16 protein-coding genes are annotated in these 25,127 nt (G+C 37.7%); 5 read left to right on the top strand and 11 right to left on the bottom strand.

The genetic code is table 11. The annotated features are described in order from the left end of the window. Positions 1-6: 6 nt before the first annotated feature. The 4 genes from IPI15_RS17250 to IPI15_RS17235 form a co-directional block, all read right to left on the bottom strand. Positions 7-951: a DUF6175 family protein gene (locus IPI15_RS17250; RefSeq protein WP_287405023.1), complete on the bottom strand. Its 945-nt coding sequence runs from the start codon at positions 949-951 to the stop codon at positions 7-9. A gap of 15 nt (positions 952-966) precedes the next feature. Continuing rightward, positions 967-1,455: a hypothetical protein gene (locus tag IPI15_RS17245; protein ID WP_287405021.1), complete on the bottom strand. Its 489-nt coding sequence runs from the start codon at positions 1,453-1,455 to the stop codon at positions 967-969. A 234-nt stretch (positions 1,456-1,689) separates the two neighbouring features. Beyond that, positions 1,690-2,205, bottom strand: a complete 516-nt coding sequence (locus IPI15_RS17240; protein WP_287405020.1) for a hypothetical protein — start codon at positions 2,203-2,205, stop codon at positions 1,690-1,692. Between the two features lie 28 nt (positions 2,206-2,233). After that, entirely contained in the window at positions 2,234-3,586 is a 1,353-nt protein-coding gene (locus IPI15_RS17235) for a hypothetical protein (protein ID WP_287405018.1), read from the bottom strand. Between the two features lie 460 nt (positions 3,587-4,046). Here IPI15_RS17235 and IPI15_RS17230 point away from each other — a divergent pair, with 460 nt between their 5' ends. Then, on the top strand, positions 4,047-5,240 hold the full coding sequence (locus IPI15_RS17230) for a hypothetical protein (protein WP_287405016.1): 1,194 nt from the start codon (positions 4,047-4,049) through the stop codon (positions 5,238-5,240). Positions 5,241-5,898: 658 nt separating this feature from the next. Next, on the top strand, positions 5,899-7,089 hold the full coding sequence (locus IPI15_RS17225; protein ID WP_287421556.1) for a hypothetical protein: 1,191 nt from the start codon (positions 5,899-5,901) through the stop codon (positions 7,087-7,089). A gap of 1,372 nt (positions 7,090-8,461) precedes the next feature. Here IPI15_RS17225 and IPI15_RS17220 read toward each other — a convergent pair. Next, positions 8,462-10,759 (bottom strand): GH92 family glycosyl hydrolase, encoded by a 2,298-nt coding sequence (locus IPI15_RS17220; protein WP_287405014.1) that lies wholly within the window; start codon positions 10,757-10,759, stop codon positions 8,462-8,464. 612 nt (positions 10,760-11,371) lie between these two features. On the opposite strand from IPI15_RS17220, the gene IPI15_RS17215 reads away from it, so the two are divergent. Together IPI15_RS17215 and IPI15_RS17210 are read left to right on the top strand one after the other, a co-directional pair. Then, positions 11,372-12,934: a M28 family peptidase gene (locus IPI15_RS17215; protein WP_287421554.1), complete on the top strand. Its 1,563-nt coding sequence runs from the start codon at positions 11,372-11,374 to the stop codon at positions 12,932-12,934. A 39-nt stretch (positions 12,935-12,973) separates the two neighbouring features. Further along, a complete protein-coding gene (locus IPI15_RS17210) occupies positions 12,974-13,744 on the top strand; it encodes a hypothetical protein (protein ID WP_287421552.1) in 771 nt (256 codons plus the stop codon). A gap of 145 nt (positions 13,745-13,889) precedes the next feature. Here the strand turns inward: IPI15_RS17210 and IPI15_RS17205 are convergent, their stop codons facing one another. From IPI15_RS17205 to IPI15_RS17195, 3 genes are all read right to left on the bottom strand, one after another. Further along, on the bottom strand, positions 13,890-15,962 hold the full coding sequence (locus IPI15_RS17205; RefSeq protein WP_287405008.1) for a heavy metal translocating P-type ATPase: 2,073 nt from the start codon (positions 15,960-15,962) through the stop codon (positions 13,890-13,892). A gap of 119 nt (positions 15,963-16,081) precedes the next feature. Continuing rightward, positions 16,082-16,792, bottom strand: coding sequence for a hypothetical protein (locus IPI15_RS17200; protein ID WP_287405006.1), 711 nt, complete (start codon positions 16,790-16,792; stop codon positions 16,082-16,084). Position 16,793: 1 nt separating this feature from the next. Next, complete coding sequence (locus tag IPI15_RS17195; protein ID WP_287405004.1) at positions 16,794-17,546, bottom strand: cyclase family protein; 753 nt, start codon at positions 17,544-17,546, stop codon at positions 16,794-16,796. 247 nt (positions 17,547-17,793) lie between these two features. Between IPI15_RS17195 and tmk the strand changes: the two genes are divergently transcribed. Further along, positions 17,794-18,417: a dTMP kinase gene (gene tmk, locus IPI15_RS17190; RefSeq protein WP_287405002.1), complete on the top strand. Its 624-nt coding sequence runs from the start codon at positions 17,794-17,796 to the stop codon at positions 18,415-18,417. 398 nt (positions 18,418-18,815) lie between these two features. On the opposite strand, the gene IPI15_RS17185 is transcribed toward tmk, so the two are convergent. The 3 genes from IPI15_RS17185 to IPI15_RS17175 all read right to left on the bottom strand — a co-directional run bounded on the left by IPI15_RS17185 (position 18,816) and on the right by IPI15_RS17175 (position 25,126). Then, positions 18,816-21,011 (bottom strand): T9SS type A sorting domain-containing protein, encoded by a 2,196-nt coding sequence (locus tag IPI15_RS17185; RefSeq protein ID WP_287421550.1) that lies wholly within the window; start codon positions 21,009-21,011, stop codon positions 18,816-18,818. 63 nt (positions 21,012-21,074) lie between these two features. Continuing rightward, positions 21,075-21,860, bottom strand: coding sequence for a PASTA domain-containing protein (locus IPI15_RS17180; protein ID WP_287404998.1), 786 nt, complete (start codon positions 21,858-21,860; stop codon positions 21,075-21,077). 74 nt (positions 21,861-21,934) lie between these two features. After that, positions 21,935-25,126, bottom strand: a complete 3,192-nt coding sequence (locus IPI15_RS17175) for a reprolysin-like metallopeptidase (RefSeq protein ID WP_287421548.1) — start codon at positions 25,124-25,126, stop codon at positions 21,935-21,937. Position 25,127 lies beyond the last annotated feature (1 nt).

The raw sequence follows: 25,127 nt of genomic DNA, 5'->3' as shown, positions 1-25,127 counted from the left end.
TCAATATTATTTACTGCCCAATACCAATTGAGCCTGACCCAATCCTTTCATCATTAATTTTGATTCGATCTGATAGGTATCTTTTAAATTTTTTCTTAAACCATTCGCCCATTTTCTAGCATCTAAAGCTTTACCAGATTCATCAAATAGAGGAATACGGACTTGTTCGAACAGCATCATATTTTCAGTGACATTTGAAGTACTAAATCTACCCGACACTGTATTTTGGGATACCCATTTTTCAATAAGGGCGCTAAGTTCATCGTCCCCAAAATCTTCGCTTTCCAAATCAGAATCCCATGAACTCCATGTTTTAATTCTTAAAACAATTTCGCGTCCATTAGCAAACATATCATCAAAATGACTTTGTAACTGAACATTAAAATTATCAACGTGCGCCAATACCGCTTCTTCTAACAAAACTGGCATTTCAGCTGTAAAGGACGGTTGTCCTGTGCCGGATGCTCCTGCGATTTGTTTGTCAGAATAAGCATCCAAACCTTGCAAATTTATCGTGATGGATTTTTTAGGCCCAACGGTATTCACTGTCCATGTCATTTGGATCCAAATATCTGCCTTAGTAACTTTTTTTAATTTATCAATTGGGCCCTCATTTATATCACCACCATCTTTACTTGACAGCAATGCATCTTCAGCAGATTCATTTTCCAGGGTTTTTAATGAGGATTCGAGGTTTTTAAGGGGGAACCCTCTTTCAGCCATCATTTCATTGATTTTGCTTATAACCAACAATAAATCCGCATTTTCTTGTAATGCCCTTTTGTAGTCGGGCACCTTGACTTTTTTACCTTGATTGTCAAACTCCATCATATATCCATTATCATTACACCAAACATCACTTGGTACAACCATAATTGTTGGTTTTTTAGCTTGAGAAAAAGAAATAAGAGCGTGTAATAAGATGCAAAGAGTTAATACTATTTTTTTCATTTAATAGGTCTAAATTTATTTATTTAAAATCCCGTCTTCTTTTAGTTTTTGTTGGAGTTCGGAACGTAGGATACGCAGGACAATTCCATAGGAAACTCTTTGTCTATTTTCATCAGCATTTCGGTCAGATTTTTGATTACTTTTATCATCAATTACTTTAATAAAATCCTTGTAATCACCCTTCTTTGAAAAGAATTTAATGAAGTATTCCTCATGTTTTAATTGAGCATTAACTTCAGTAATAACAGGTTTTATCTGACAATCCTGCTTTCCATCATAAACACCTTTAAAAATAACATCGCGAACCGCATTTTTTTTTGCTTGCTCAATCGCTTCCGACCTATTAATTCCTGTTCCCCATGCTTTTAAAGTTTGAGAGCCATCCAAATCTAAGCTAAGACATTCAGTTCTAAAAGTATAGTCACTCGAAATTTCTTTCTGTGGTTTACAAGAAATAAGGATGGCGCATCCAATTAAGAAAATGCTTAATATTCTGTATCTCATAAATGAGGTTATTTACTCAAGTTTCGGTAGTCAAATTTTCCTTTTTTAAGAAGAAATTTAAATTTTAATAAAATGTTAGAAGGTAGATTTTAGATGGCTTTCCATCAATTACAAGGATATTTTTTCTATTAAACCTACTAATGAAAAAATATGAATCAATTGACTAAACTCCATCTAACATCTAACATCAACCATCTACCTTGGTTACTTAACTGCCGAAACTTGTGTTATTTACTAAAAACCATTACTCAATGATTTAATTATACCTGCATCTTCAAGATCCTTTCTAAGTGCCGCTACATTGACAGAAACGATAACACCAATTTTGTATTCCTTACCAATTTTGATTCTATCTTCTGAAGCAATAGCGCCATTATTGACAAGTGTAACAAACTTCAAATATTTACCACCATCTTGAAAAAACTCTTTAAAGAATTCACTTTTTACTTCCTCCAAATTTGGGTTTTGAGCTAATGCTTTCTGACCGCTCAACCTTTCCTTACTTGGAAATCCTTTAAAAATAATACCATGCACTGCATTCTTTTTTGCTTGCTCGATAGCTGTTTCAGCTTTCTTTGAATAAGACCATACTTTTATCTGATAAGAGCCCTGTATTCCGGTACCAGCAGGTTCTAATTCATATCGCCAAATTGCTGTTTCCTTATCAGCTTTCTTTTTGGATTGAGCAATTCCGTAGTCTAGAAAAGAGAAAAACGCAATTGAGAATAATATTAAATTTATTGATTTCATGAATTAATGTATTAATTGAAAATTGATCTTATCTCTTTTGCTTTAAGAGCATACCCGGCTGTATATTTTTTCCTCCTTTAAATAGTGTAGCAGTAATAGGCGCTCCATTCTTATCCAATACTACTTCTGATTTATCACCTGCGTTGTATCTATTGTCCCATACAATTTTCTTGTCAACAGTTGCGCTACCGACTACTTTATACTCAGTTCTTCCGGTCTTTTGGTTAAGAACCATTTCCAATACATCAAACTGTTCACCACCTTCTAAACCTTCTTTCATTCCTATTTGAGCGGTAATTGGATCGGCACTAAGCACAGGAACTTTAGGCCTAAAAACCTCATTTTCTTTTTGCAATTCAGCAAAAGCATTGTCAACATTTCTGACTAGGGCTAAATCAATAATCTGCTCTTGTGTTCTCTTTTCGCCAATTTTAAAAGTAACTAGACTTTGATTGTATTGAACTCCAACAAATTCTAAACTAAATAAATTAGAATTATCAAAAGCCTTAGGATTAGACCATAGGTCATTGTAGAAAATCGCAGCAATAGAATCATTCCATTTCAATTGGTAAAGCCATGTCTTAGACCATAAAGAATATCCTTCCTTCGCTTTGTCATATGCATTATCAGCCCCCTTAAGAGCTTTGTCAACTAAGAGCTTAGGACTGTTGGTCATGGATTCCTGTATTTCCTTTTTAGCAGCATCTCGAGCCTTCAACGCTGCCGGCTCATTTTCTATAAAATCTAATTTCGTGAATGTTACAAATGTATTTCTGAGCAATTCTTCTCCTGCATCTCCTAGTGAAGCAAGTCCTTTTGCTTGTCCTTTCGCAATACCGGCTTCCATTTCAGAAGCGTTATAAAATCCACGTTCTTGAATAAGCTTCATATTAAACTTTCCATCAGGACTTCTATTAAACCAACTTGCTACTAACTTATTTGCAAGTTTTTCACTTGTAATGACCTTGTCAATCATCATTTGATACTCAGTTTTTTCCATTGGCAATTTACCGGCAACAGAGTTGGCTGAACTCGACAATTTATTAGATGTAGCGTTGTTTAATGTTTTTCCGGCTTGAAGCCCATTGTTCAATTTTTCTTTTTTTAGATTTGCAGCTTCTATTTCTTGTTCTGACAATTTTATATTATCAATATTAATAGATTTAAGATTAGTAACATGTTTATTATACTTATCAGGGAACGGGTAGTTAGTCCACGAACTTAATACAGCGTCTTTGTTAGGTAAGTTTTTGTTTTCAATAATAATCATAGATAATGAGCTTCTTCTGTATTTAAGGTCTGTAGCTGACTCTTGTGAAATTGCTTTTGTTGTAATAATAAGACATAATACAGTCACGAATATTGTTAATAATTTTTGCATTTAATTTAATTTTAGAATGTGCTTAATTTTATATAAAAAAATTGGGGGTTTATCTTTGTGATCTTTTCTCCTTCCATTTCTCTGGAACCAATTTTCTTTTCTTAAACCCTTCATTTAGAAAGTTTCTTTTTTCTGTTCCTTTCGATGTCACAATAATGCATACTTATATCCAATCAACCTGTAATAAACTGGTTTAAACTGAAATAAACTGACTTTTCAACCAAGGATTAATCGTAACTTACTGTATATGCAATATTTATGAAAAAGGCATTCTTATCAGAATATTTAACCTTTTTACTCATTTTCACTATTTCCCATAGATCTTAACAGCATAAAATACCTGTTTTTGTGCAGATGATTCCTTTTTTTGATAAGTACAATTCAAGATTTTTGGCGTAATATTATTATTTTTCAAATCCTTATGTTTTATGATAACTTTAGATTTCTAAAACACCTTTATTTGAAATATTTACTACTTCTTGTCTTCCTTACGATTTCTATCAACGTGGCACAATCTCAGGTAGTCTATAGAGATGATGGCGCACTCACTGACTCGGCCGAATTGCGACTGCTTTATGACGAATCCATCAAAGTCCTTGATTCGACCAATAGAACTGGATTGCACATAGAAAGACTCGACATCCTCGAAGTCGGAAACGATAAATACCTATTGCCCAACGGCGCCATGAGTGTCTATAAATGGCGCAATAATACCTGGCACAACATATGCAAAGGAGCTAATCGGGGATTTAATTATGGTAACAAAGCATTTGTACACAAAGGGAAAATCTATTGTTGGGGTGGATATGGTTTCTGGCGCGGACACGGCATGTTGATCGTATTTCAGGAAGACCTTGGAGAATGGGAACTACTGCCTTTCACAGGTGAACTTGACTTCATGTATGGATGGCAGACACCGACAGGGCTTTTTGCTTTCAATGCTGATAGTTCTATCGAAATTAACATAGATGACCAAAACATAAGAGAAAGTCCGGAGGGCCTCAGAAACGATTTTCCTATCCTGGAACCCTTACATTGGTATGAGTATGATTTTAAAAACTACTATTTAATTTATATAACTAAAGCATGGCTGATCGAAAAGTCCACCGGCCAAATCTACGAATCTGATGTAGTAGCCTTTAGGCATTATGTAAAAAATGGTAAGGGTATGTTTAGAATATTCGGAGATAGTGTTACCTATTTTAAAGGTGATATGGATCATCGATTCGATCTTAGTGTAAAAGATGAATTACAGTTTTTTAATAAAAAAGAACAGAATAGCGACAAACAATTCTATGTCATATTCTTCGTGTCGCTCGCATTGATGTCCACCATTGTGCCCATGATCATATACAGAAAAAGGAAGCGGAAGAAAAGTGAGTTAATAACTTCTAAAGACGAGCCTCACTCCTGGGACAATAAATACCTGGAAGCACTACTCTTGCAACAAGGTAACATACTTTCTGTAGATGAATTGGACACCATTCTGGAAATCATCGATGTCATCCCTGCCGAAACACAGCGATTTAAAAGGTCCAATCTTATCAAAGAAATCAATAGGCTTTATTGCGCTCGTTACGATGTGGACTTGATCTTCCGGAAACAAGACGTGGAAGATGGGAGGAAATATGTGTATCAGATAGGCAATGAATAGAGGATAATGAATAGTGAACAATGAACAATGAATAATAAGAGCTGGCAGTAAGGCTTTTGAGTAGCTTTGAGCTATTTTTGAAAGGAAGACATTTCACAAAGTTTCACGGAGGTTTTTAATTTTAATTCTAGCAACCCCTTAAAATAAGAACAAAAACATAGTAGCATCTTCCCCTCTTGAGGGGTACGCAAAGCGGGGGGTGTTTTTATTTAAGAAGAGCAGAGAACATTAAGAAATCCATTGTTTGCCGATGCGTGGGAGGGATGAGGTTTCACAGAGTTTCACAGAGGTTTTTAATTGTAGCTCGATTCGGCAATGGCTATTGTTTTCTAAGGCCATTTGCTATTGAAATTTTTTTGAGGTCACAAAGGGGTTTGACTGGCGTCAAATGCGGCGGCTTTAGGAAGGAATATTTGCGAGGCGCTGCGCACCTCGCTGGAGTATGTCGCCCTTGCAGGGCTTGAATTGATTTTTATTCTGATCGATCAAATCTCAAGTATTTCTTAATCTCGTTCAATAGCCCGGAGTTTTAATTCGGGCTTATTATTCAACTTCCTATTGTTTTTATTTAATACCATAATTAAATTGAATTAAATAAAATAAACTACTTAAATTCGATCATTTAAAGATAACTTTAGCTTTAAATAAAATCACTAATTTGAAACATCTAATTCTCCTACTATTTATTTGCGTAGCCCACACCCAGGCATATTCCCAAGTAGTCTATCGTGATGATGGTGAGTTAACCGATTCGGCAGAGTTAAGGATGCTTTTCAACGAATCCATTAAAGTCCTGGATTCAACTAATACAACCGGACTGAAAATAGAAAGACTCGACATCCTCGAAGTCGGAAATGATAAATATTTATTGCCCAACGGCGCCATGAGTGTCTATAAATGGCGCAATAATACCTGGCACAACATATGCAAAGGAGCCAACAGAGGATTTAATTATGGCAACAAAGCCTTTGTGCATAAAGGGAAGATATATTCCTTTGGCGGATATGGATTTTGGCGTGCACATAGCATGTTGATCGTATTTCAGGAAGACCTCGGCGAATGGGAATTATTGCCCTTCACCGAAAACTTAGAGACCCTTTTTGGCTGGCTGTCACCTGAAGGAATAATTGCTTTCAATAATAAAAAATCCATCGAAATTAACATAAATAGTCAATACATAAAAGAAAGGCCGGATGGTTTCAAACTTGACTATGCTCAGACCTTTATACTGCATTGGTATACCATTGATTTTGAAAACTACTATGTCATCTATGGAGACAAGTTAACATTGATAGATAAGATCACCGGTCAGCATTATGAATCGATGCAAACACCCTTCAGAGCATATCAAAGCAATGGCAAAGGAATGTTCAGAATCTTTGGAGATAGTGTCACCTATTTCAAAAACGATATGGATCATCGTTACGACCTCTCTGCAAAAGATCAAATACAGTTTTTTGAAATCGTCAAGAAAACAAATGGAAATAGTTACCCACTTATTATGCTGCTCTCTCTAATTCCTGTAACAATTGGAGCCTATTTGATCTATCGAAAACGTACAAAAAATAGTAGTGAAGCAGCTATTTTATCTGACGAAACTATGCCATGGAACAACAAATACCTTGAGGCCTTAATCTTTGAAAAAGGTAAGATCCTTTCTGTAGATGAATTGGATACCATTCTGGAAATCATTGACATCATCCCTGCGGAATCACAAAGATTCAAGAGGTCCACACTGATCAAAGAAATCAATAGACTTTACAGTGGCCGGCACGATGTGGACCTGATCTTCAGGAAGCATGATGTGGAAGATGGGAGGAAGTATGTGTATCAGATAGGCAATGAATAGTGAATAATGAACAGTGAATAATGAGAGCTGGCAGTATGGCTTTTGAGTAGCTATGAGCGATTTTTTGAGGGAGGCATTCGCCAATATTTGTGCATTATCTTCGATGCTATTAACGAATTGGTGGCAAAAGAAATGAAGTTTCACAGAGTTTCACGGAGGTTTTTAATTGTAGCTCGATTCGGCAGTGGCTATTGTTTTTTAATACAATTTGCTATTGATTTGTTTTTGAGGTTCACAATGAGATTTGACTGGCGTCAAATGCGGCACAGATCTAGCAGTGCAGCATTTTGAGAAATCACATTTCTCAGTTAATTCGAGTCTGATTTTAGCAATGCCTTAAAATAAAAACAAAAATAAAGTCGCATCTTCCCCTCTTGATGGGTACGCAAAGCGGGGGGTGTTTTTTGCAAGGAGGGCAGAGTTCATTTAGAAATTCTTTGTTTGCTAACACGTAGGAGGGAAGGTTTTTAATTTCTTTTCAAGATGAGAGTTGCTTTGGTTTTTTAGATTTCTTTGCTAGTGTTGAATTTTTGAGAGCACAAAGGGATTTGACTAGTGTCAAATGCTACTTCGATCAAGCTGTTTCTAAAAAATTGGGAAGCAACAATAATTTGCCGTTGACTTCAGTCAACGGATCGAAGGATAACTATGAAAGGACTTCAGTCCCAGGCTCCTTATTCTTTCTTTTTTAATGAATTATTGAAACATGTAAGAACATAGGGCACATAAGTTTATTATCCCGAAACGCCTATGTGACTATATGTTAATTTAAAAAAATTCAAACTCATAGTTTGCAGTTGACTTGTGTCAACGGATTGAAGGTTAAAAAATGATAGGAATTGTGTCCCAGGTTCAATCATACTGCTTTTTAAAGTTAATTGAAACATGCAGGAACATAGGTTTTTACTATTTTAGTGTTTTTAAAGGACACACAAGATTTTACTGACTCCAAATTCTCTTCCCATCCGGCTAAAGCCAAATACTGTCTTTTCAAGCCAACACTTCATGTCAAGCACTCTATAAATCAACAATTACTCATTTTGAATTAAATAAATGTAAGGACTGAAGTCCAATCCAGTGCGACATTCACCTCCGTTGGTTAAAACCAACGGCAAGCTATCTCGTGAATTGATCCTTCTAATTTGCCGTTGACTTCAGTCAACGGATCGGAGGATAAAATAGGATAGGACTTATGTCCCGGATTATAAATATCAGTTTTTTCATGAAGTTACTGATTTATCAAATCTCAAATGCTTCTTAATCTCGTTCAATTGCCTTTGAATTGTGTCAATGTATAAATCAATTAATTATTTGATCCCCTTTATTTTCAATGCCGCATTTAAAATTTATTGACCAATCACAAATTCGCAAGCTACTTCCTCTTCACCTCCGGCCATTTCGTCATCGAGAATGGAAACATTACCTCTTTGTAAATTCTATTTGTAGTCGGAACTTTAGACATATTGAAATCATATTTACCACCCTTCAGCAAGTCAAAATGTTCAAAATATAATTTTTCATAAGGTCGGCCATCCATCGTAATATTATCGATGTACACATTTTCAGAGTTGACTGCAGGAGCATTGATCTGCACTTTTTTACCATTCGATAAGCTGATCGTTATCCTTTTAAATAACGGTGACCCGATGACATACTGAGTAGTTCCGGGAGTCACAGGATAGAATCCCATGGCTGAAAACACATACCACGCGCTCGTCTGTCCATTGTCCTCATCTCCACAATATCCATCCGGACCGGAATGGTACATTCTATTCATGACCTGGTGCAGCCAATACTGCGCCTTCCAAGGTTGGCCTGCATAATTGTAGAGATAAATCATGTGCTGAATAGGTTGATTGCCGTGCGCATACTGACCCATGTTCATGATCTGCATCTCACGGATCTCGTGGATCGTTCCACCATAATAACTATCATCAAAGATCGGCGGCATTTTAAATACGGAATCCAGCATCATTGCCATTGTGTCGCGTCCTCCCATAGCCATAGCCAGTCCATTGACATCCTGAAATACACTCCAGGTATAATGCCAGCTATTACCTTCTGTAAATGCATCTCCCCATTTGAATGGATTAAATGGCGACTGAAACTCGCCATCTTTGTTTCTTCCGCGCATCAGTTTTGTCGAAGGATCGAAGACATTTTTGTAATTGTGTGCTCTTTGAGTAAAAACAGCAATTTCTTCTTCAGGTTTCTTAAGTGCTTTGGCCAATTGTGCTATGGTAAAATCATCATATGCATATTCCAAAGTCCTGGCGGCATTTTCATTCACGCCAATATCATACGGCACATACCCCAATTCATTGTATTCTTTTACACCTGCACGCCCTACAGATTCCATTGGACCTGCATTGTTACTATTCTTTAGCATGGCTTCATACAAGACATTTACATCAAAACCTCTTACTCCTTTGATATAAGCATCTGAAATAATGGAGGCGCTATTGCTTCCGATCATACAATTTCTATGTCCTGGGCTTTGCCATTCCGGCAACCAGCCACTTTCCTTATACACATTGACCATGGCCTGCATGATCTCCGAATTCACTTCAGGATACATTAGATTGAAAAATGGAAAAACCGCACGGAAGGTATCCCAGAAACCGTTGTCCGTATACATAAACCCCGGAAGCACTTCTCCATTGTAAGGACTGTAATGGACGGTCTGATTATTGGCATTTATCTCATGCAGTTTGCGCGGAAAAAGCATGGTTCTGTAAAGACATGAATAAAAAGTTTTCGTTTCTTCATCACTTCCTCCTTCCACAAGGATGCGACTCAATTCCTTGTTCCAAATGGCACGTCCTTTGTTTTTTGTTGTGTTGAAATCATCGTCACCAAGCTCACGGGAGAGGTTTAGTTCTGCTTGTTCAAAACTGATGAAAGAAGACGCAACTTTGGCGTGTACTATTTCACCTCTTTTAGTCTTAAACCCAATGATGGCCCCCGAATGATCAGAAGTCAACTCCAGTTTATCCTTTATGAGTACACTGTCCTGAAAAGTATAAGACAATTCGAATGCCTTATCAAATTTGATAACAAAATAGTTTTTGAAATTTGATGGAACGCCGCCACTGTTGCGGGTGGTGTATCCGATAATTTTCTTTTGAGCTGGTAAAATCTTGACATAAGAACCTTTATTAAAAGCGTCAACGACGATGTAAGATTCATCATTTTTTGGAAAAGTAAACTGGAAACTACAGGCTCTTTCTGTCGGTGAAAGTTCTGTCGTCACGTCATAGTCCGCCAAATAGACGCTGTAATAATATGGTTTTGAAACTTCAGCTTTGTGTGAAAACCAGGACATTCTGTCTTTTTCCCTAAACTTCAAGGTTCCAGTCACAGGCATAATTGAAAACTGTCCATAGTCATTGATCCACGGACTTGGCTGATGAGTTTGTTTAAAGCCTCGTATTTTGTCAGCATTATAATAATATTGCCATCCATCTCCCATTTTGGCTGTTTGTGGAGTCCAGCTATTCATACCCCATGGCATGGAGGCACTCGGATACGTATTGCCGGAGGAAAGGCTATAGGTGGATAGAGATCCCATGAGTGGGTTAACATAATCGACAGGATCTTTGTCTAATTGAGCGTAGGAAATGATAGAAAAATTGACAATCAGCAGAGCGGTAAATATCAGATAGCGCATTTAAAATACTTTAGTTTAAGATAAAAAGACGGCGAATAGGAATGATGAACGAAAGTAAGGAAAGTAAATTAAATATATAAGAAAAAAAGATATGATGCAAAATAACTATTTGATTTATTGTACATCCAGCTGATAGAAGAATTCAATAATTTGTATAATAAGAAACCATTATAATAAGCAACTCCTAAACTTTAGTATTTAATAACATTAATTTGCCTTGGCAGCCTTTTATATGAATCAAAAAATAAGTTTTAACACAAAGATTCACAAAGGTTTTAATTTCATTTCAAGATTTGAGCTGCTTTAGTTTTTTAGATTTTATAGCTAATGTTGAATTTTTAAGTGCACAAAGGGATTTGACTGGTGTCAAATGCTACTCCGATCTCAGTGTAACTAAGAATGGAAAGCAGCAATAATTTGCCGTTGACTTTAGTCAACGGATCGAAGGATTAGTATGATAGGACTTTAGTCCCAGGTTTTAATTAACAATTTATTCAGTGCGATAAAGCTTAACCTTGTTAGAAATATTTATTAATCTCTTTCAATTGCCCAGAGTTTTAACTCGGGATAAATAAAAAATTAATTATTTTTACAATAATTAAAATTCACACCATGAAAAAGCTAATCCTTTTAATTCCTTTCCTTTCTTGTTTTAATCTTTTAATCAGTCAGAACAGCGCACCTAACCTTACTGATGTGCAGCTCAGCCATGATGCCGCAAATCGTTTAATCACCTTAACTTTTGACCTCTTAGATGTTGAGAGCGACACGATCACAATTGTTTTGCAACAGAGTACTGCAGGAGATAATTTTGTGCCCGTTACAAATGCTACCGGTGATTTTGGATTCCCAATTCTGATAGGAAATTCAAAATCCATTTCTTGGCAGTACGATGCCGGCACGGACCTTAGTAAAATCAAGTTAAAATTAATGGCATATGATCGTCATGCACCTTCCATAGCAGACATGGTCGCTCTAGTCAGCCAAGATTCTCTTATGAGCAATCTGGAAGCCATCGTCGGCGTAAGACATTATACAGCAGCTCCGGCGAAATTGGCTGAAGTAGAAAACTACATTTCCAATAAAATGAGTGCAGCCGGATTGACTCAGAGAAACCATTCTTTCATGTACAATAACAAAGCCTTCAATAATATCATTGGACAGAAAGAAGGATTGTATAATAACCAACTCTGCCTCATTAATGGCCATTTTGATTCAGCCAGTAATGCACCGGGAGCAGATGACAATGGCACAGGTGTAGTCGGTGTGCTGGAAGCAATGAGGGTGCTGAAAGATTACAGCTTTGAAAACAATATCCAATTTACAAATTTCAATTTGGAAGAGCTTGGCCTTATCGGAAGTAGTAAGTATGTAACCAGTGGGATCAAAGCCGGTGACAAGATCAAAGGTCTGGTCAACTATGAGATGATCGGATACTCATCAGAAGAACCAAATAGTCAGACGATCCCTAACGGATTTGAATTTTTATTTCCTACTCAGGTTACCCAAATTATTAGCGATCAGAGCAGAGGAAACTTTATAATTAACTGCGGCAACACGGCTTCCGGCGCATTAAACACGATGTTCAATCTGGCAGCAGGAGAATATGTTCCCTCCCTTAAGGTGATTAGCTTAGTAGTTCCCGGCACAGGTACGATCGCTCAGGATCTCCGCAGAAGTGATCATGCCCCTTTCTGGGATGCAGGATTTCCTGCACTCATGATCACAGATGGTGCCGATACAAGAAATCACAACTATCATACGGCTCAGGATGTGCTTAGCACCATCAATTTTGAGTTCCTCACCAAAGTTGCGGCTGCCGGTATAGCTACCATCGCCACTTTGGCCAAACCAATCAATGCAACTTCAGAAACCTTCGACTTGGCGACCTTAAGTTCAAAAAACATTGTAAAGCCGGCATTTGAGCTCAATATCTATCCCAATCCTGTCAAAGAAATCTTATCATTTCAGATTAAAGGCCTTGCTAAAGAGCAATTCCTGCAAGTAAATATCGTTGATAGCAAAGGAGCCATTGTAATAGAAAAAAATGAAAAATTTAATTCCAATGTCTCTCTGACTGATGTTGATGTGAGCAAATTAGCTCCTGGACCATATTTGTTAAAAATAGGAAGTGGACAAAATGCGATCACCAGTCGTTTTATCATTGGAAAATAAGAATCAGGATCAGGATCAGAAATAAACCATATACACAAAATGAATTTTAAATCAATATTTCTGATCTTGATCTGCGCTAACGTTTTTCACAGTTGTAAGCAAGACACAGCTAAAGACTATGCAGGGACATATGTCGGCATGATAAGGGATAAGAAAATCAGTATGTTTCTTAAAGCCGGGGAGAATGAATCAATCACAGGGACGATCTTTGATAGGGCCAATAACTTTAATGTAAAGGGATCTATAGAAAAAGGTAAATTTATCGGACAGGCGAAAGACACCTTATTGAACTCTCTATTCGAGGTGGAAGGTTATCATCATAAGGACACACTTGTGTTTCTATTATCCATGGTACGTCCCCAGATCAGCCCTCCACTCCCTGTGAAATTTCAAAAAGTATTTATTAGTAGTAGTGCCAATGCTCCTGCATCGAGTGAAATCAAAAAAGATACGTCAAAGCCTGAAAAAATTGTAAAAAATGTGAACAAAGGCAATACCGCGATGGACAGACATGATCCAGCGGTCGTGGGACTTTGGGAAATTAAAGAATACTCTAAAGGCAAGGTTCCAACCATCATTTCTGGCAATAAATATCTCTTTTTTAATGTAAATGGAAGTCTTTCTTATCTGGATGGAGAATTAAAACCATTAAAAGATAAAGCTTGGTACACCGAAGAAGGACATCTATTTTTTATAACTACAAAATCGGGAGAATATCCTGAAAAAGTAGGTAACTACACAGCAGACAATAAGGTCATGAACATCATAGGACAAGGTGGATCTAAGATCAACATGATTAAGAAAAATTAATTTGAGGGTTTGGGGTTTGAAGTTTGGGGTTTGGGGTTTGGGGTTTGGAATCAATCTTTGAGATTTGTATCTAAAAATCATAAACATATCATGCAAATCTTAATAAATCTGCGTTCCCAAAACCTAATCATATAAAATCATCCTCCTAAAAACGCATCTTCTGTATTCTCACCGCATTCAAAATGGCGAGCAACGCCACGCCTACATCAGCGAATACCGCTTCCCACATGGTTGCAAGTCCACTAGCACCAATGATTAGCACTGCGGCTTTGACTACGAAGGCCATAGTGATATTTTGCCACACAATACGTTTCGTTTGTTTTCCGATAGCTATAGCCATAGGAATTTTGTCCGGTCGATCATCCTGAATTACTACATCAGCAGTCTCAATAGTCATATCACTTCCCAGGCCACCCATGGCGATACCGACATCACTCAGAGCCATGACAGGAGCATCATTGACCCCATCTCCGACGAATGCGACTATATTTTGAGGATTCTTGATCTGTTTTGTCTTGTCTACTTTATCAACTGGAAGTAATTCTCCATAGGCTTCTTTGATCCCGATTTCTTTAGCCACAGATTGAACGACTTCGTGCTTATCTCCACTAAGCATTGTAGTACTTACACCCATAGAATGCAAGCGTGAAATCGCGTGAGCTGATTCTTTTTTAATCTTGTCAGAGATACTCATGTAGCCGGCATATCTTCCACCTATTGAAAATGCGGTGACCGTACCTGATAATGAATTAATTGAATCAGGGTATATGATTGAATATTTATCCAACAATCTGAAATTACCGACCAATATTTCCTTACCATCGACTTGTCCTTTCAGTCCATGTGCAGATATTTCTTCCACATCACTGACCACAAGGCGTGTTTCAGACTTGCCTGCATAGTTTTGAATAGCAGTAGAGATAGGATGTGTACTCATAGATTGTAAAGCACTCAACATAGATATCACCTCAGACTTTTCGAAACCGGCCTCTAATTTTAATTCCTGTACGTTAAATACTCCTTCAGTCAATGTCCCTGTTTTGTCCATCACGACGTGAGTCACACCGGCGAGCACATCCAAAAAGTTACCCCCCTTGATCAAAATCCCGTTTTTACTGGCTGCTCCAATACCGCCAAAATATCCAAGTGGAATACTGATGACCAGGGCACATGGGCATGAGATCACCAGGAAGACCAAAGCCCTATAAAGCCATTCCTGAAAGGAATAGACCTCCACAAAAAGGATAGGAAGCAAGCAGATCATGGCAGCGAGGACAACAACAATCGGTGTATAGATCTTTGCAAACTTGCGGATAAACAATTCAGTAGGCGCCTTACGGGAAGAAGCGTCTTGAACCATTTGTAAGATCCGACTAAGTTTACTGTCCTGATAAGCAGTAGTTACTCTGATGTGAATAGGAGAATTAAGATTAACCATTCCTGCCAATGCGACATCTCCTTCCTTCTTGGTTTGAGGTACACTTTCTCCAGTTAAGGCGGCAGTATTAAAAGAAGCAGCTGTTGAAATTAAGACACCATCTAATGCCAGCTTCTCCCCGGGTTTTAATTGAATAATATCACCTATAGCGGCATTCTCCGCTTTGATATTAATGACCTCACCAGATCGGAGTATGCTGACTTCGTCAGGGCGCTGATCAAGTAAAGTTTGAATATTTAGTTTCGCTCTTTTGACTGCCAGCATTTGGAATCCTTCACCGATTGTATAAAAAAGCATCACGGCAACACTTTCCGGGTATTCTCCAATGGCGAATGCTCCAATGGTAGCCAATGACATTAGAAAAAACTCAGAAAAGAACTGTCCTTTTGTGATACTTACCCATGCATCCCTAAGCACAGGAAGTCCCACAGGAAGATAGGCTGCTATATACAATATGATCCTTATATAACCGCTGAACCATTGAGGGTGTAGTACATGATCCAATCCAAGACCGACGAGAAGAAGGGCAAGACTTATGATAGCAGTCCTAAACATAGACCAAATGCCAGACCCGTGCTGGTGATCGTGGTCATGGTCGTGATCATGTCCATCATTATGTCCTGAACTTTGCTTTACATTATTGGCAGAATGATGATTGCAACAACCTTCGTCATTATCCTCTGTTGTTATCTTCTGCTTTGCATCCCGATTGATCTTTTCTTCAAGAGTGCAGCAGACCTGGGCGCCGTGCTCGTCATAGATATGCTGGTGTTGTTTCAAAAATATATTTACATTAAAATGTTATAACCAATTATTCAAAGAACAAAGATAACCCATGTTGGTTTGAAGAGCGTGTGTGGCAAATTTTATTTTGCAATCTTAAGAGATAAGATCTAAATTTATTTATGTATTTCTTTAATATCTTTTTTAAGTGTTTTGCTTTTGATATCCTTTTGTTTTTTAATAAAATTGAAATGCAAAAATGATTGCCATTCCATAAGCAGGAATCTTGATGCTTCGCCCGATAAGAAGATGAGCACCGAAAAAAGGAAAAGTAAATTACGAACTTTAGTTACGGTGTCGCTGATCTCGTTATAAAAAGGCCATATAATAAGTATTTCGAATGCCATAAGAACTGTGGTGGTGATCAGCCCCGAAATAAAAAATACCCTTGTAGGTAATACGAGTTTGCGACATTGGTAAAGCATAATCTCTTTGAAAAAAAACCTAACATTTGGTTCATCAGGACACATGGACAATAGTTGCTTGGTAACTATAAGCGATTCATCTGTTTTGTGTAACTGAAATAAGGCGACTGCTTTTTTGAGTAATAAATTAAAATAAATATCTACCCCGAATAACCTGGAATAATCGAATACAATCGCTGTTTCGATCGTATCATCGATGATGAAAAGAACTTCCCTGTACTTGCCCATTTCAAAGAGCGCTTCAACATAGCAGGCCTGAATTTCAAACCGTTTAAGCGCATCCAGACTATATAATCTATCCCGATAGTCCTCATAAAAATGAACAATATCTCTATACGCCCCTGAATCGATGGACAGGAATCGATCGAATATTGTTTGTTCGTATTCAGTTGAAATACCCATTTCAAAATAAATTATATAACATGGGTCGACTTGGAGACACGTCTAATTGTATGTTTAATAACTGTAAATTTAGCAAATAAATTCCATCACTTACACCATCCGGAACAAAAATAAGTTCCGATATCGTAGCATCTTTTCTAACCTCATTCCCAGGGTAATTCCAAAATATTTTGTGACAGCTTACTCTTCCTTCGTCCAACTCTCTGTCGACACTTGGCAAGTCTATTAATAGATGTTTTATCCCCGTCTCTACTATAAAACGCATCGCATCATCAGTAAAATATGTCGGATTGGAATTGGAATAATTCTTTGTGCGCTTTTCCTCGCCGTTCGGCAATGTTCTGATGACCAATGCGTCCTCACCTTTATAGTCCCATAGCTGTTCAAGATGTCCCAATGGTATTGTTTTATCTCCATTTTCTTCAAGTAAAGGAAAAATGCTGATCAATTGTGCCACATGAAAATCACTTTTATAGCACTCATTAATATAATATGGCTCCTTGGCAATATGCCCTACACATTCAGTATGCGTGCCATTTCCATGCGGATTAATAGCTACATCGTAAAAATTAACCGGTGAACCATGCAAGGTAGATCCGACAAAAGATCCTTCCCTTAAAGGCGTAGTGGAAAAAAGTGGCGCATTGAAACAATTGACTTGAGGATATCCTTTGTGCAACTCTATTGACAAGTCTAATCCTCTCTCTGTATCAAAACTTCTCTCTTCGCCAAGCACGTTACAATTGACTATCATCTACTTTTTTAATTTATTATATGATCTATTTCTAATCCTTATGATCTAATATTAGTCGAATTGACACGCTTAATTTTTCGGATAAATTTGTCTAAAATCACTGTATTTATGTCATTATTCATAAAAATGTCGGTTAATTAAAAAATCCAATTTTGTATTAAATAGGATTGATTGTTCCAAAAATATATAATTTAGCAGATAATCGGAAGGTTAATCTCTTCTTCATCGTCAATAAAATTATATTCTTATGTCAAAATCAATGTTTATAGTAATAGAAGGTATCGATGGCAGTGGTAAAAGCACCCAGATCGATCTTTTGCAAAAGAGATTTCAGGCGGAAGGGAAAAAAGCTATGACCACTCACGAACCTACAGATGGGCCTATTGGCAAGCTCATTCGCTCCATCCTAAGCGGTGATGAAGAAGTCGATGCCTCGGTCATGGCAGCATTGTACCTTGCTGATAGATTGGACCATATCAAAAATCCGGAATCTGGCATACTCGCGATGATGGAAAAGGGTTTCAATGTGATCTCAAGCAGATATTATTATTCCTCTTATGCATTTCAGGGGGAATATGTTTCACTCCAATGGCTCATTTCTGCAAATAGTATCTGTAAAAGTTTTTTAAAAGCAGACATCACCTTTTATCTGAATATTGATCCTGTCATCACTTTAAAAAGACTCACTGAAAGTAGGGAGAAACTAGATATCTATGAAAATATAGAGAAGCAGACCAATACTCACGAAGACTTTATGAATGCTTTCGAAACGACAAATGACGGAGAGAATATTGTCATTCTTGACGGGACGCTCAGCATTGAAGATCTGCATGAGGAGATCTGGAAGAAGGTGAAGGAGATGACTTTTTGAGGACAGTAAATAATTATAGCCTCTGTAGGGACAGGTCGCGACCTGTCCCTACAGAGGCTATAATTATTTACACGGTATAGCTGAATTATTACTTTACCTGATGACCATGATCTTGGACGACTTCGGCAAATAAATACATTTCGTTAAACACATCTTTTTGTATTTTTCAAAGTAAACTTTGATGACACCCCGACGTAGGTTAACCTACGCCGAACCTCACGATCTAAGTTTTTAATTTAAATTTTGTACATCATTCGCTATGAAGTGCTGAGCGTAGGTTAACCTAAGTTCGTGTGTCTGCAAAATTCATTTTGCCTATAATACCCCAAATGTTTGCTCTACACTTCATTCGAAGTTTTATTCTAACTTCTAATTTCTGCCTTCTAACTTTAAATATATTATCTGATCACCATGATCTTCGACGTTCCAAACAATTGTCCATCCGCCTTCATCACTTGAATATAGTACAGATTACCTTGCAGGTTAGAGATATTAAGCTGTGATTCCATTCTACCTGACTGAACTTTATTGCCCATAGCATCATAGATCTTATAAGTGCTATTGACCGGCAATTCAAGCTTTTTATCTAACCATATTGTACCATTTGATGGATTTGGATAGAAGGAAAGTGATTGCACTTTATCTAAGTCTTTCGTCGCTGAAGTGAGCAAGGAATTTTGGAACTTGGCACGGATCATCGGTACACCTTTCAACAAGGGTGAAGTAGATAGTTCCGAAAGCGGCTTCCAGTCTCCTGTAGATTTGTAATAAGTAATTGCCTCCCCGCCTTTGTAATTTCTGTCAAATCCTACGGGGATAAATTGACCGGCAGATGAAACAGTAAATTGCTGCCAACCTACATAATAGTCTCCAGCAGGAATATACAGCGGCTTCGGAATGCTGTCATACAAGTCATCAGTCAATGGATACGTCGTGAATCCTTGCAGTGTATCGAATATGCCATCCGCATAGATCGGCTTTTGCAATTGATACGTATAATCTGCTTCTTCTTTGTTAAGATCTCCTACCCATATTTTGATATTGAAAAGTTGCTTGCTTACATCGTCAAACAATCTTGGAAAATGAAACTGAATAGCCCGTAGAGAGTCCCCTTCATTTAAATGAAACTTAACGGCTATCTGTGATTTTGTGCTATTATTGGCCTCTGCAGCGATATTAAGTTCAGCAGTTCCATCATCATAAGCCATCGTATATCCTACTTCAGTATCTGAAAATGCTGTGTTGTTTTCTTCAAGAAGCGGGGTCTCCTGATCCTGATCAAAGGTATAAGTAGTCCTGAAAATTAATGGAAGCTGACCTGCGGGAACTGAAGCTATAGCATCTGCTATCTGGCCGGCATCGAATGCATTGGAAAATCTATTTATACCCACAGCAGGGTTAAGTTGAGATACAAGATTCACAAGAGCGCCTTCGTAAATTTGAGTACCTGTGGTAATTTCTTTAATGTTCAATCTCGGATCTACAAGATCTTCAGCTGTCTCAAGAAAGTGATTATAGAGCTCAATCTCTGTCGTATTGGCTAATTCTTCATTCTCATGTCCACTCAACTGTTTATAAGGAATGGCCGAATATGTTTTTAAAAATTTGTTTGGCGGCTTAATGAATGCTATATCCATTAAGTTTAACGAGGGTTTCTGATTTACTACCATTTTAACATAATCAAGGTGCCAAGTCGAATACACACCCAATCTATAATTGTAATTCACAAATCTAAATTGAAATCCTCGGTGGTAGAAGCTCTTATCAACTACAATATTGTATTGCTGGAATGGGGGAATGTAATCAGACGGATTATTAGGGCTAATACCTTTGTATGAAGCGACAGATTTCCACTCTCCCTTGTCATTTTTAAACTCAAGCTCTATACTGTCCCTCTGTTGATGATTGTATGTATTGCCCTTAGCTTGTAAAAAATAACTTAGGTAAACTGAGTCATTTGCAGTGATTCCTGAAAGATCTATATAGTTTGATGTTAAATAATCAGCTCTGTTAAAACCTCCTCCATATGGTGTTCCATTAGAATTTAGGCCATCAAAAGTCGCTACACCAATACTAGGTGGATCAACTGCCATTGTTTGATTAATGAATACATTTTTATCCACCCATCTGGCCGGATCCGGTATTTTTGAGTTGTATGCAAAGTCATCGAAGAAAGGCAACACCAATGGCTTGACGATATCAACATATATAGTGTATGACAAAATGTTACCATCACTTGTGACAAATGCAAATGGCAATGCCACTGAACTAACAGGCGCATTGGCATGTGCAGAAATAGTGACACAATTCAGATCTATACTGAAGTCAATATCAACAGGTACATTTGAAGACGCATAATAAAGAGTATCAAAAAAGCCCAGATCTGGTCTTTGGATACAAACTTTCTGTGTATCTGCAGCCAGGATAACCAACCTTTGACTTGAAATATAATTGCGCTCTTCCAGTTCCGTATTCTTAACCGATAATAATGCAGGATTCTCTGTCAGGTTTGAGAAAATAATCTGCGCAGAGCTCGAATTGTTAAAGCTTAAAACAAATATTATAGTAAGTAAACTAAGTGAAAGTCGAATCATTCGTGGTAAAATTTTTTATAAAAACGAAATGGCCGCGCTTTTTGTTGCAACCTTACATTTTGGTCATTCAATAGCTTCTGGACATTCCAGTGGTCGGGTATCTGAAAGTATTATTGAAATAGAATCTCCCCTTTCTATAACTGAGCCGGGTGCGAAGGCTGGTTCTTGAGAAATAATGTATTCACCGCCCTCACCAGATCGTATGGCGAGTTGAAAATTGCCTGCTGCCAGGAATATTGCCTCGTCATAAGTTCTGCAGACCAGATCCGGCACTTGTACCTTTCCTCCTTCTTTTGAAGACAATATAAATCTCAACTTACCACCTCTCGGAATATTGATATTTTCTGCAATACCATTTTGATCGATAATCGTATCAGTGCCCAGGATTACTTTGAGTATCTGACCGGGATCACCCTTGTCAAAGAGATATCCAGCGACACTAGACTGTATCTCAAATCCATCTAGCAATACCTTTTTCTTCAGCTCATAACTTTTACCATATAAGGCGGGCAACGTTGAGATGGATATCATATCAGCAGAGAACTTGGTAATTGTTACATAGACTTTTCTGCCCTCTTTAGCAAATGATGCAGGTTCGGGATTTTGCGCTATAATAGTACCACCACGTTGTCCTACTACAAAAACAGAATCTGATACAATCAGCTCGAATCCTGCATCTTCACAAAGATTCGTACCTCGATCTACAGTCAATTCCAGTAGTTTTGGAATAGGAATTTTCTCACCATGATGCGTATACATACCCAGTAAAGAAAATACTATGGCGATTAGTACACAAATGGCAATAAGGATTAGTCCTATGTGAAGCCAGAAGTATTTTGATTTAAACATATTTTGCACTCTCTAAACGTAATTAATCCCAAAAATAGGTACATACCACGTTTTAATGAGGCAAATATAATTTTTTACAATTTGACCAGCCTCTTTTTTGAAATATAATTTCCTGATTTGAGCACTAGTACATAAGTCCCGCTAGTCAGTGAATTAAGATCTAATGTTGAATTATTCCAACTACCGGCGTAATTTTTTGACCAGACCGCATTGCCATTTACATTGTAAATCATCACAGTAGCATCGCTTAGCGCTACTTTTCCTGCATATGTTAAAGTAACCTGACCCGAAGATGGGCTTGGAAACAAAGTCACTAAATGGTCTACTTTCGTAAGATCTTCTTTTGTACTCAACGGGTTTTGATCATTGATATCGATCAGCATCGTGTAAGGCCCTATGAAGGTTGCCTGACTGTCATAAACCAAAAAGTCAAACCTATCAGCTCCTTGATAATCCAATTGATCAGCGTTATAATGCATAATACCGTTGTCAATGTCATCCTGTGTAAATTGTTGTCCTACACTCAGTTTGCTTCCATTTAAATTCAAACTTCCATGACTTGTTTCTGCAAGTAATGTATATGTTAAGTCTTCATTTGGCTCTTGGACAGATGTATGATAAAGATCATCATGACCTATGAACCTTGCATTATTTGTTTTGACCTTAAGTACTTGATTATTGATCTGCTCAAGTGTGTTTGGTGATTCGGCAGATGAAGTCCTGAATATGTTTGTTTCCGACCAGCGTCCCCATCCACAATCCCCCATGGCTCTTACTCTCCAGAAATAAATAGTTTTAGATTCAAGGTTGAAATTATATGTAAATTTAGTTAAGTCAGTTTCTAATCCATATATCACGGATTCCTCATCAAAGGAAGGGTTTGTAGCCAGCTCGAATTCGTACGAAGCAGCGCTGGTTGTTTTATTCCACTGAAAAATTGGCTTAACAGAAACTTCCTGATTGAGATTGATCGGGGAAACGACTCCTGCAAAAGGTTGATCGTCTTCACCGATGACAAGATTTACTGAACTCCATACGGTATCAGCACCCTCTGCGGTAGCCATAAACTTAATGACATAAGTACCTGCTACATCGACATTTCTGGCATCGACATTTAACTTTATGGTCTCCCCAGGTAGGATATTATCTTTTTCGAATGCAATGATAAATTGATCGTTGCCCGGATCTGTGATTTCCAATTTAATTGGAGCGGTAAAACCATTCCATTGGATAGATTTAATCTGATATGCAAATGTTGAATATAAGCAAGTAGCTCCATCATGAGGAAATGCATCAACTGAATATCCGGCATCTGCCGGAAGAACTACACGCATAGACTTTTTGGAAATATCCAAAAATATATTGTCTGCCGCTTTCACTTTCACTCTTCCTCTTGTAGTTGCTTTGTACAACATTATGTATTCGCTGCCATCGTTTGGAGTTCTATATACCAAAGTATCAGGAAAGGTCAAGCCGTCATTGTTGGAAAGCATTATGTTCACAAACTTACAATTGACTGGGCTTTGATCAGTATTCGCTACATCCCATTGAACTAAAATATGTTGACCTACTGTGAAAATTGTATCTATCTCTTTCGAGGGGAAAGTCACTTGAAATGGTCCTGCATCAATTGTAGATTCAAATTTAAAATCAGCTATATCGGTGGCACCAACTTTTTGATCGTTGTCCCGAATCGTCATCTTAAAATTTAGCTCTCTACTCACCTCCGGCATCCGCTCACTCTTGGTGTAAGCTCCTGACAAAACATCTGCAAGCTTAGGAATTAGCCTTGTTGCTCCAGCATTTCTTGGATCCTGAGACGCAAACAGTGGACCTGTTTCGAAATTGGTGCCTAATGGATCACCAGTGCCCAGATCGAACTGTTCCCAGTTATATGTTAATCCGGTGCCATCGATGTCTGTTCCGGTGCCTGTAAGCTCAAAGGGCGTGAGGATTGGAATAGTAAGTACACCTGAAGGATAGGATACTTTTGCTACCGGAGCATGATTTATATCAGTGCCTAAAGTACCACATAATGCTTCTGTTTCCATAGCATAAGTAGTCATCTCTATGATGTTGATCACATGGAAGTAATCTTTTCTTGTACCGACATTGTCGTCACCACAATTATTTCCATATGATAATATCGTACTACCTGCGCCTGGTTCGTAAGATGATTCTGGGTCATATTGTGTACTGCCGTTGCAAGCATTAAAGGTATGTCCCCCATTGAACTGATGTCCCATCTCATGTTTGAATGTAGTGAAAAAATAATCTTCATCACTGCTCCTACAAGATACACCTCTTGCCTTTGAGTTGTCATCGCATGCTCGTCCGGAAACCACTCCTCCTACATCAGAACAAACTTTAGTAAAAACCTGTGACAAATCATAATCTTCCGGAGAAAGTAGGCTATCTATGAAATTCTGATTTTGTCTTAATAGTCCAAGTCCTTTAGTTTGATCTACAAAGTAATCAGTCGCAGCAGAAAGATTAAACAATCTTTCATTATTGTCAATGAGTGTCATTCGGAAACCAAAATCGACATGATACCTGAGATTTAATAAGTTTACCGCTTCCACAACCTTTGCCATTACTGCAGATTCTGATCCGCCTGCGATGGTTGCAAAGCCAGAGGTGCATGAGATGGCAAGACGATAATTTCTCATCTTCCTTATTTCATCTCTTGTCTGAAGGACATCGAAATTGTGTGATATTTTAGGGGCACTTTCAGTACCACAAACACCCAACAAGAGTGGATCCACCAATGCCATCTTTCTATCCAAATCATAGATAAAGACTTTATCTTTCTCCTCTCCATTACCGTGGCGGATAATGGTCTGACCATCCTCAGATTCAAAAATGCCATAAAATCCAAGACTAGAAATACCAATTCGACCTAACTTACCCTTACCGTCTGTTGAAACAGCGCGGAATGTAAGAATATCTGAAAACTTCTTTTGATCCATAATTCCCATGATAGGATCATATGTCATATTAAAAATCTCCTCTTCTCCTTCTGATCCTAGCGGCAGAGCCATTTGAATTTGTTCTGAAGACCGCGTATTCATCAAGAGGTTATTGATGACAGAAACATCTACAAGATATGCTTTCGCATCTGATGGCAACACCAGGTCTGCATTCATTCTTGTTGAAAGTTCGGACGTCAATGGCAGTTGCTTCCATGTACCTTCTAAACTCTGTCCCTGAAGTAATAAAGGCAGAGAAATAAAGAGATAAGTGATTTTTAATAAATTATGATTCATC

Source organism: Candidatus Brachybacter algidus (assembly GCF_016707225.1).
Lineage (GTDB): Bacteria > Bacteroidota > Bacteroidia > Chitinophagales > Saprospiraceae > Parvibacillus > Parvibacillus algidus.
The sequence above is the reverse complement of the archived record's forward strand: the minus strand, read 5'-3'. Positions and strand labels throughout refer to the sequence as shown.

Coding starts and splice junctions, on each gene's coding strand:
- IPI15_RS17250 (WP_287405023.1), bottom strand. CDS start 951: ATGAAAAAAATAGTATTAACTCTTTGCATCTTATTACACGCTCTTATT.
- IPI15_RS17245 (WP_287405021.1), bottom strand. CDS start 1,455: ATGAGATACAGAATATTAAGCATTTTCTTAATTGGATGCGCCATCCTT.
- IPI15_RS17240 (WP_287405020.1), bottom strand. CDS start 2,205: ATGAAATCAATAAATTTAATATTATTCTCAATTGCGTTTTTCTCTTTT.
- IPI15_RS17235 (WP_287405018.1), bottom strand. CDS start 3,586: ATGCAAAAATTATTAACAATATTCGTGACTGTATTATGTCTTATTATT.
- IPI15_RS17220 (WP_287405014.1), bottom strand. CDS start 10,759: ATGCGCTATCTGATATTTACCGCTCTGCTGATTGTCAATTTTTCTATC.
- IPI15_RS17215 (WP_287421554.1), top strand. CDS start 11,372: ATGAAAAAGCTAATCCTTTTAATTCCTTTCCTTTCTTGTTTTAATCTT.
- IPI15_RS17210 (WP_287421552.1), top strand. CDS start 12,974: ATGAATTTTAAATCAATATTTCTGATCTTGATCTGCGCTAACGTTTTT.
- IPI15_RS17200 (WP_287405006.1), bottom strand. CDS start 16,792: ATGGGTATTTCAACTGAATACGAACAAACAATATTCGATCGATTCCTG.
- IPI15_RS17195 (WP_287405004.1), bottom strand. CDS start 17,546: ATGATAGTCAATTGTAACGTGCTTGGCGAAGAGAGAAGTTTTGATACA.
- tmk (WP_287405002.1), top strand. CDS start 17,794: ATGTCAAAATCAATGTTTATAGTAATAGAAGGTATCGATGGCAGTGGT.
- IPI15_RS17185 (WP_287421550.1), bottom strand. CDS start 21,011: ATGATTCGACTTTCACTTAGTTTACTTACTATAATATTTGTTTTAAGC.
- IPI15_RS17180 (WP_287404998.1), bottom strand. CDS start 21,860: ATGTTTAAATCAAAATACTTCTGGCTTCACATAGGACTAATCCTTATT.
- IPI15_RS17175 (WP_287421548.1), bottom strand. CDS start 25,126: ATGAATCATAATTTATTAAAAATCACTTATCTCTTTATTTCTCTGCCT.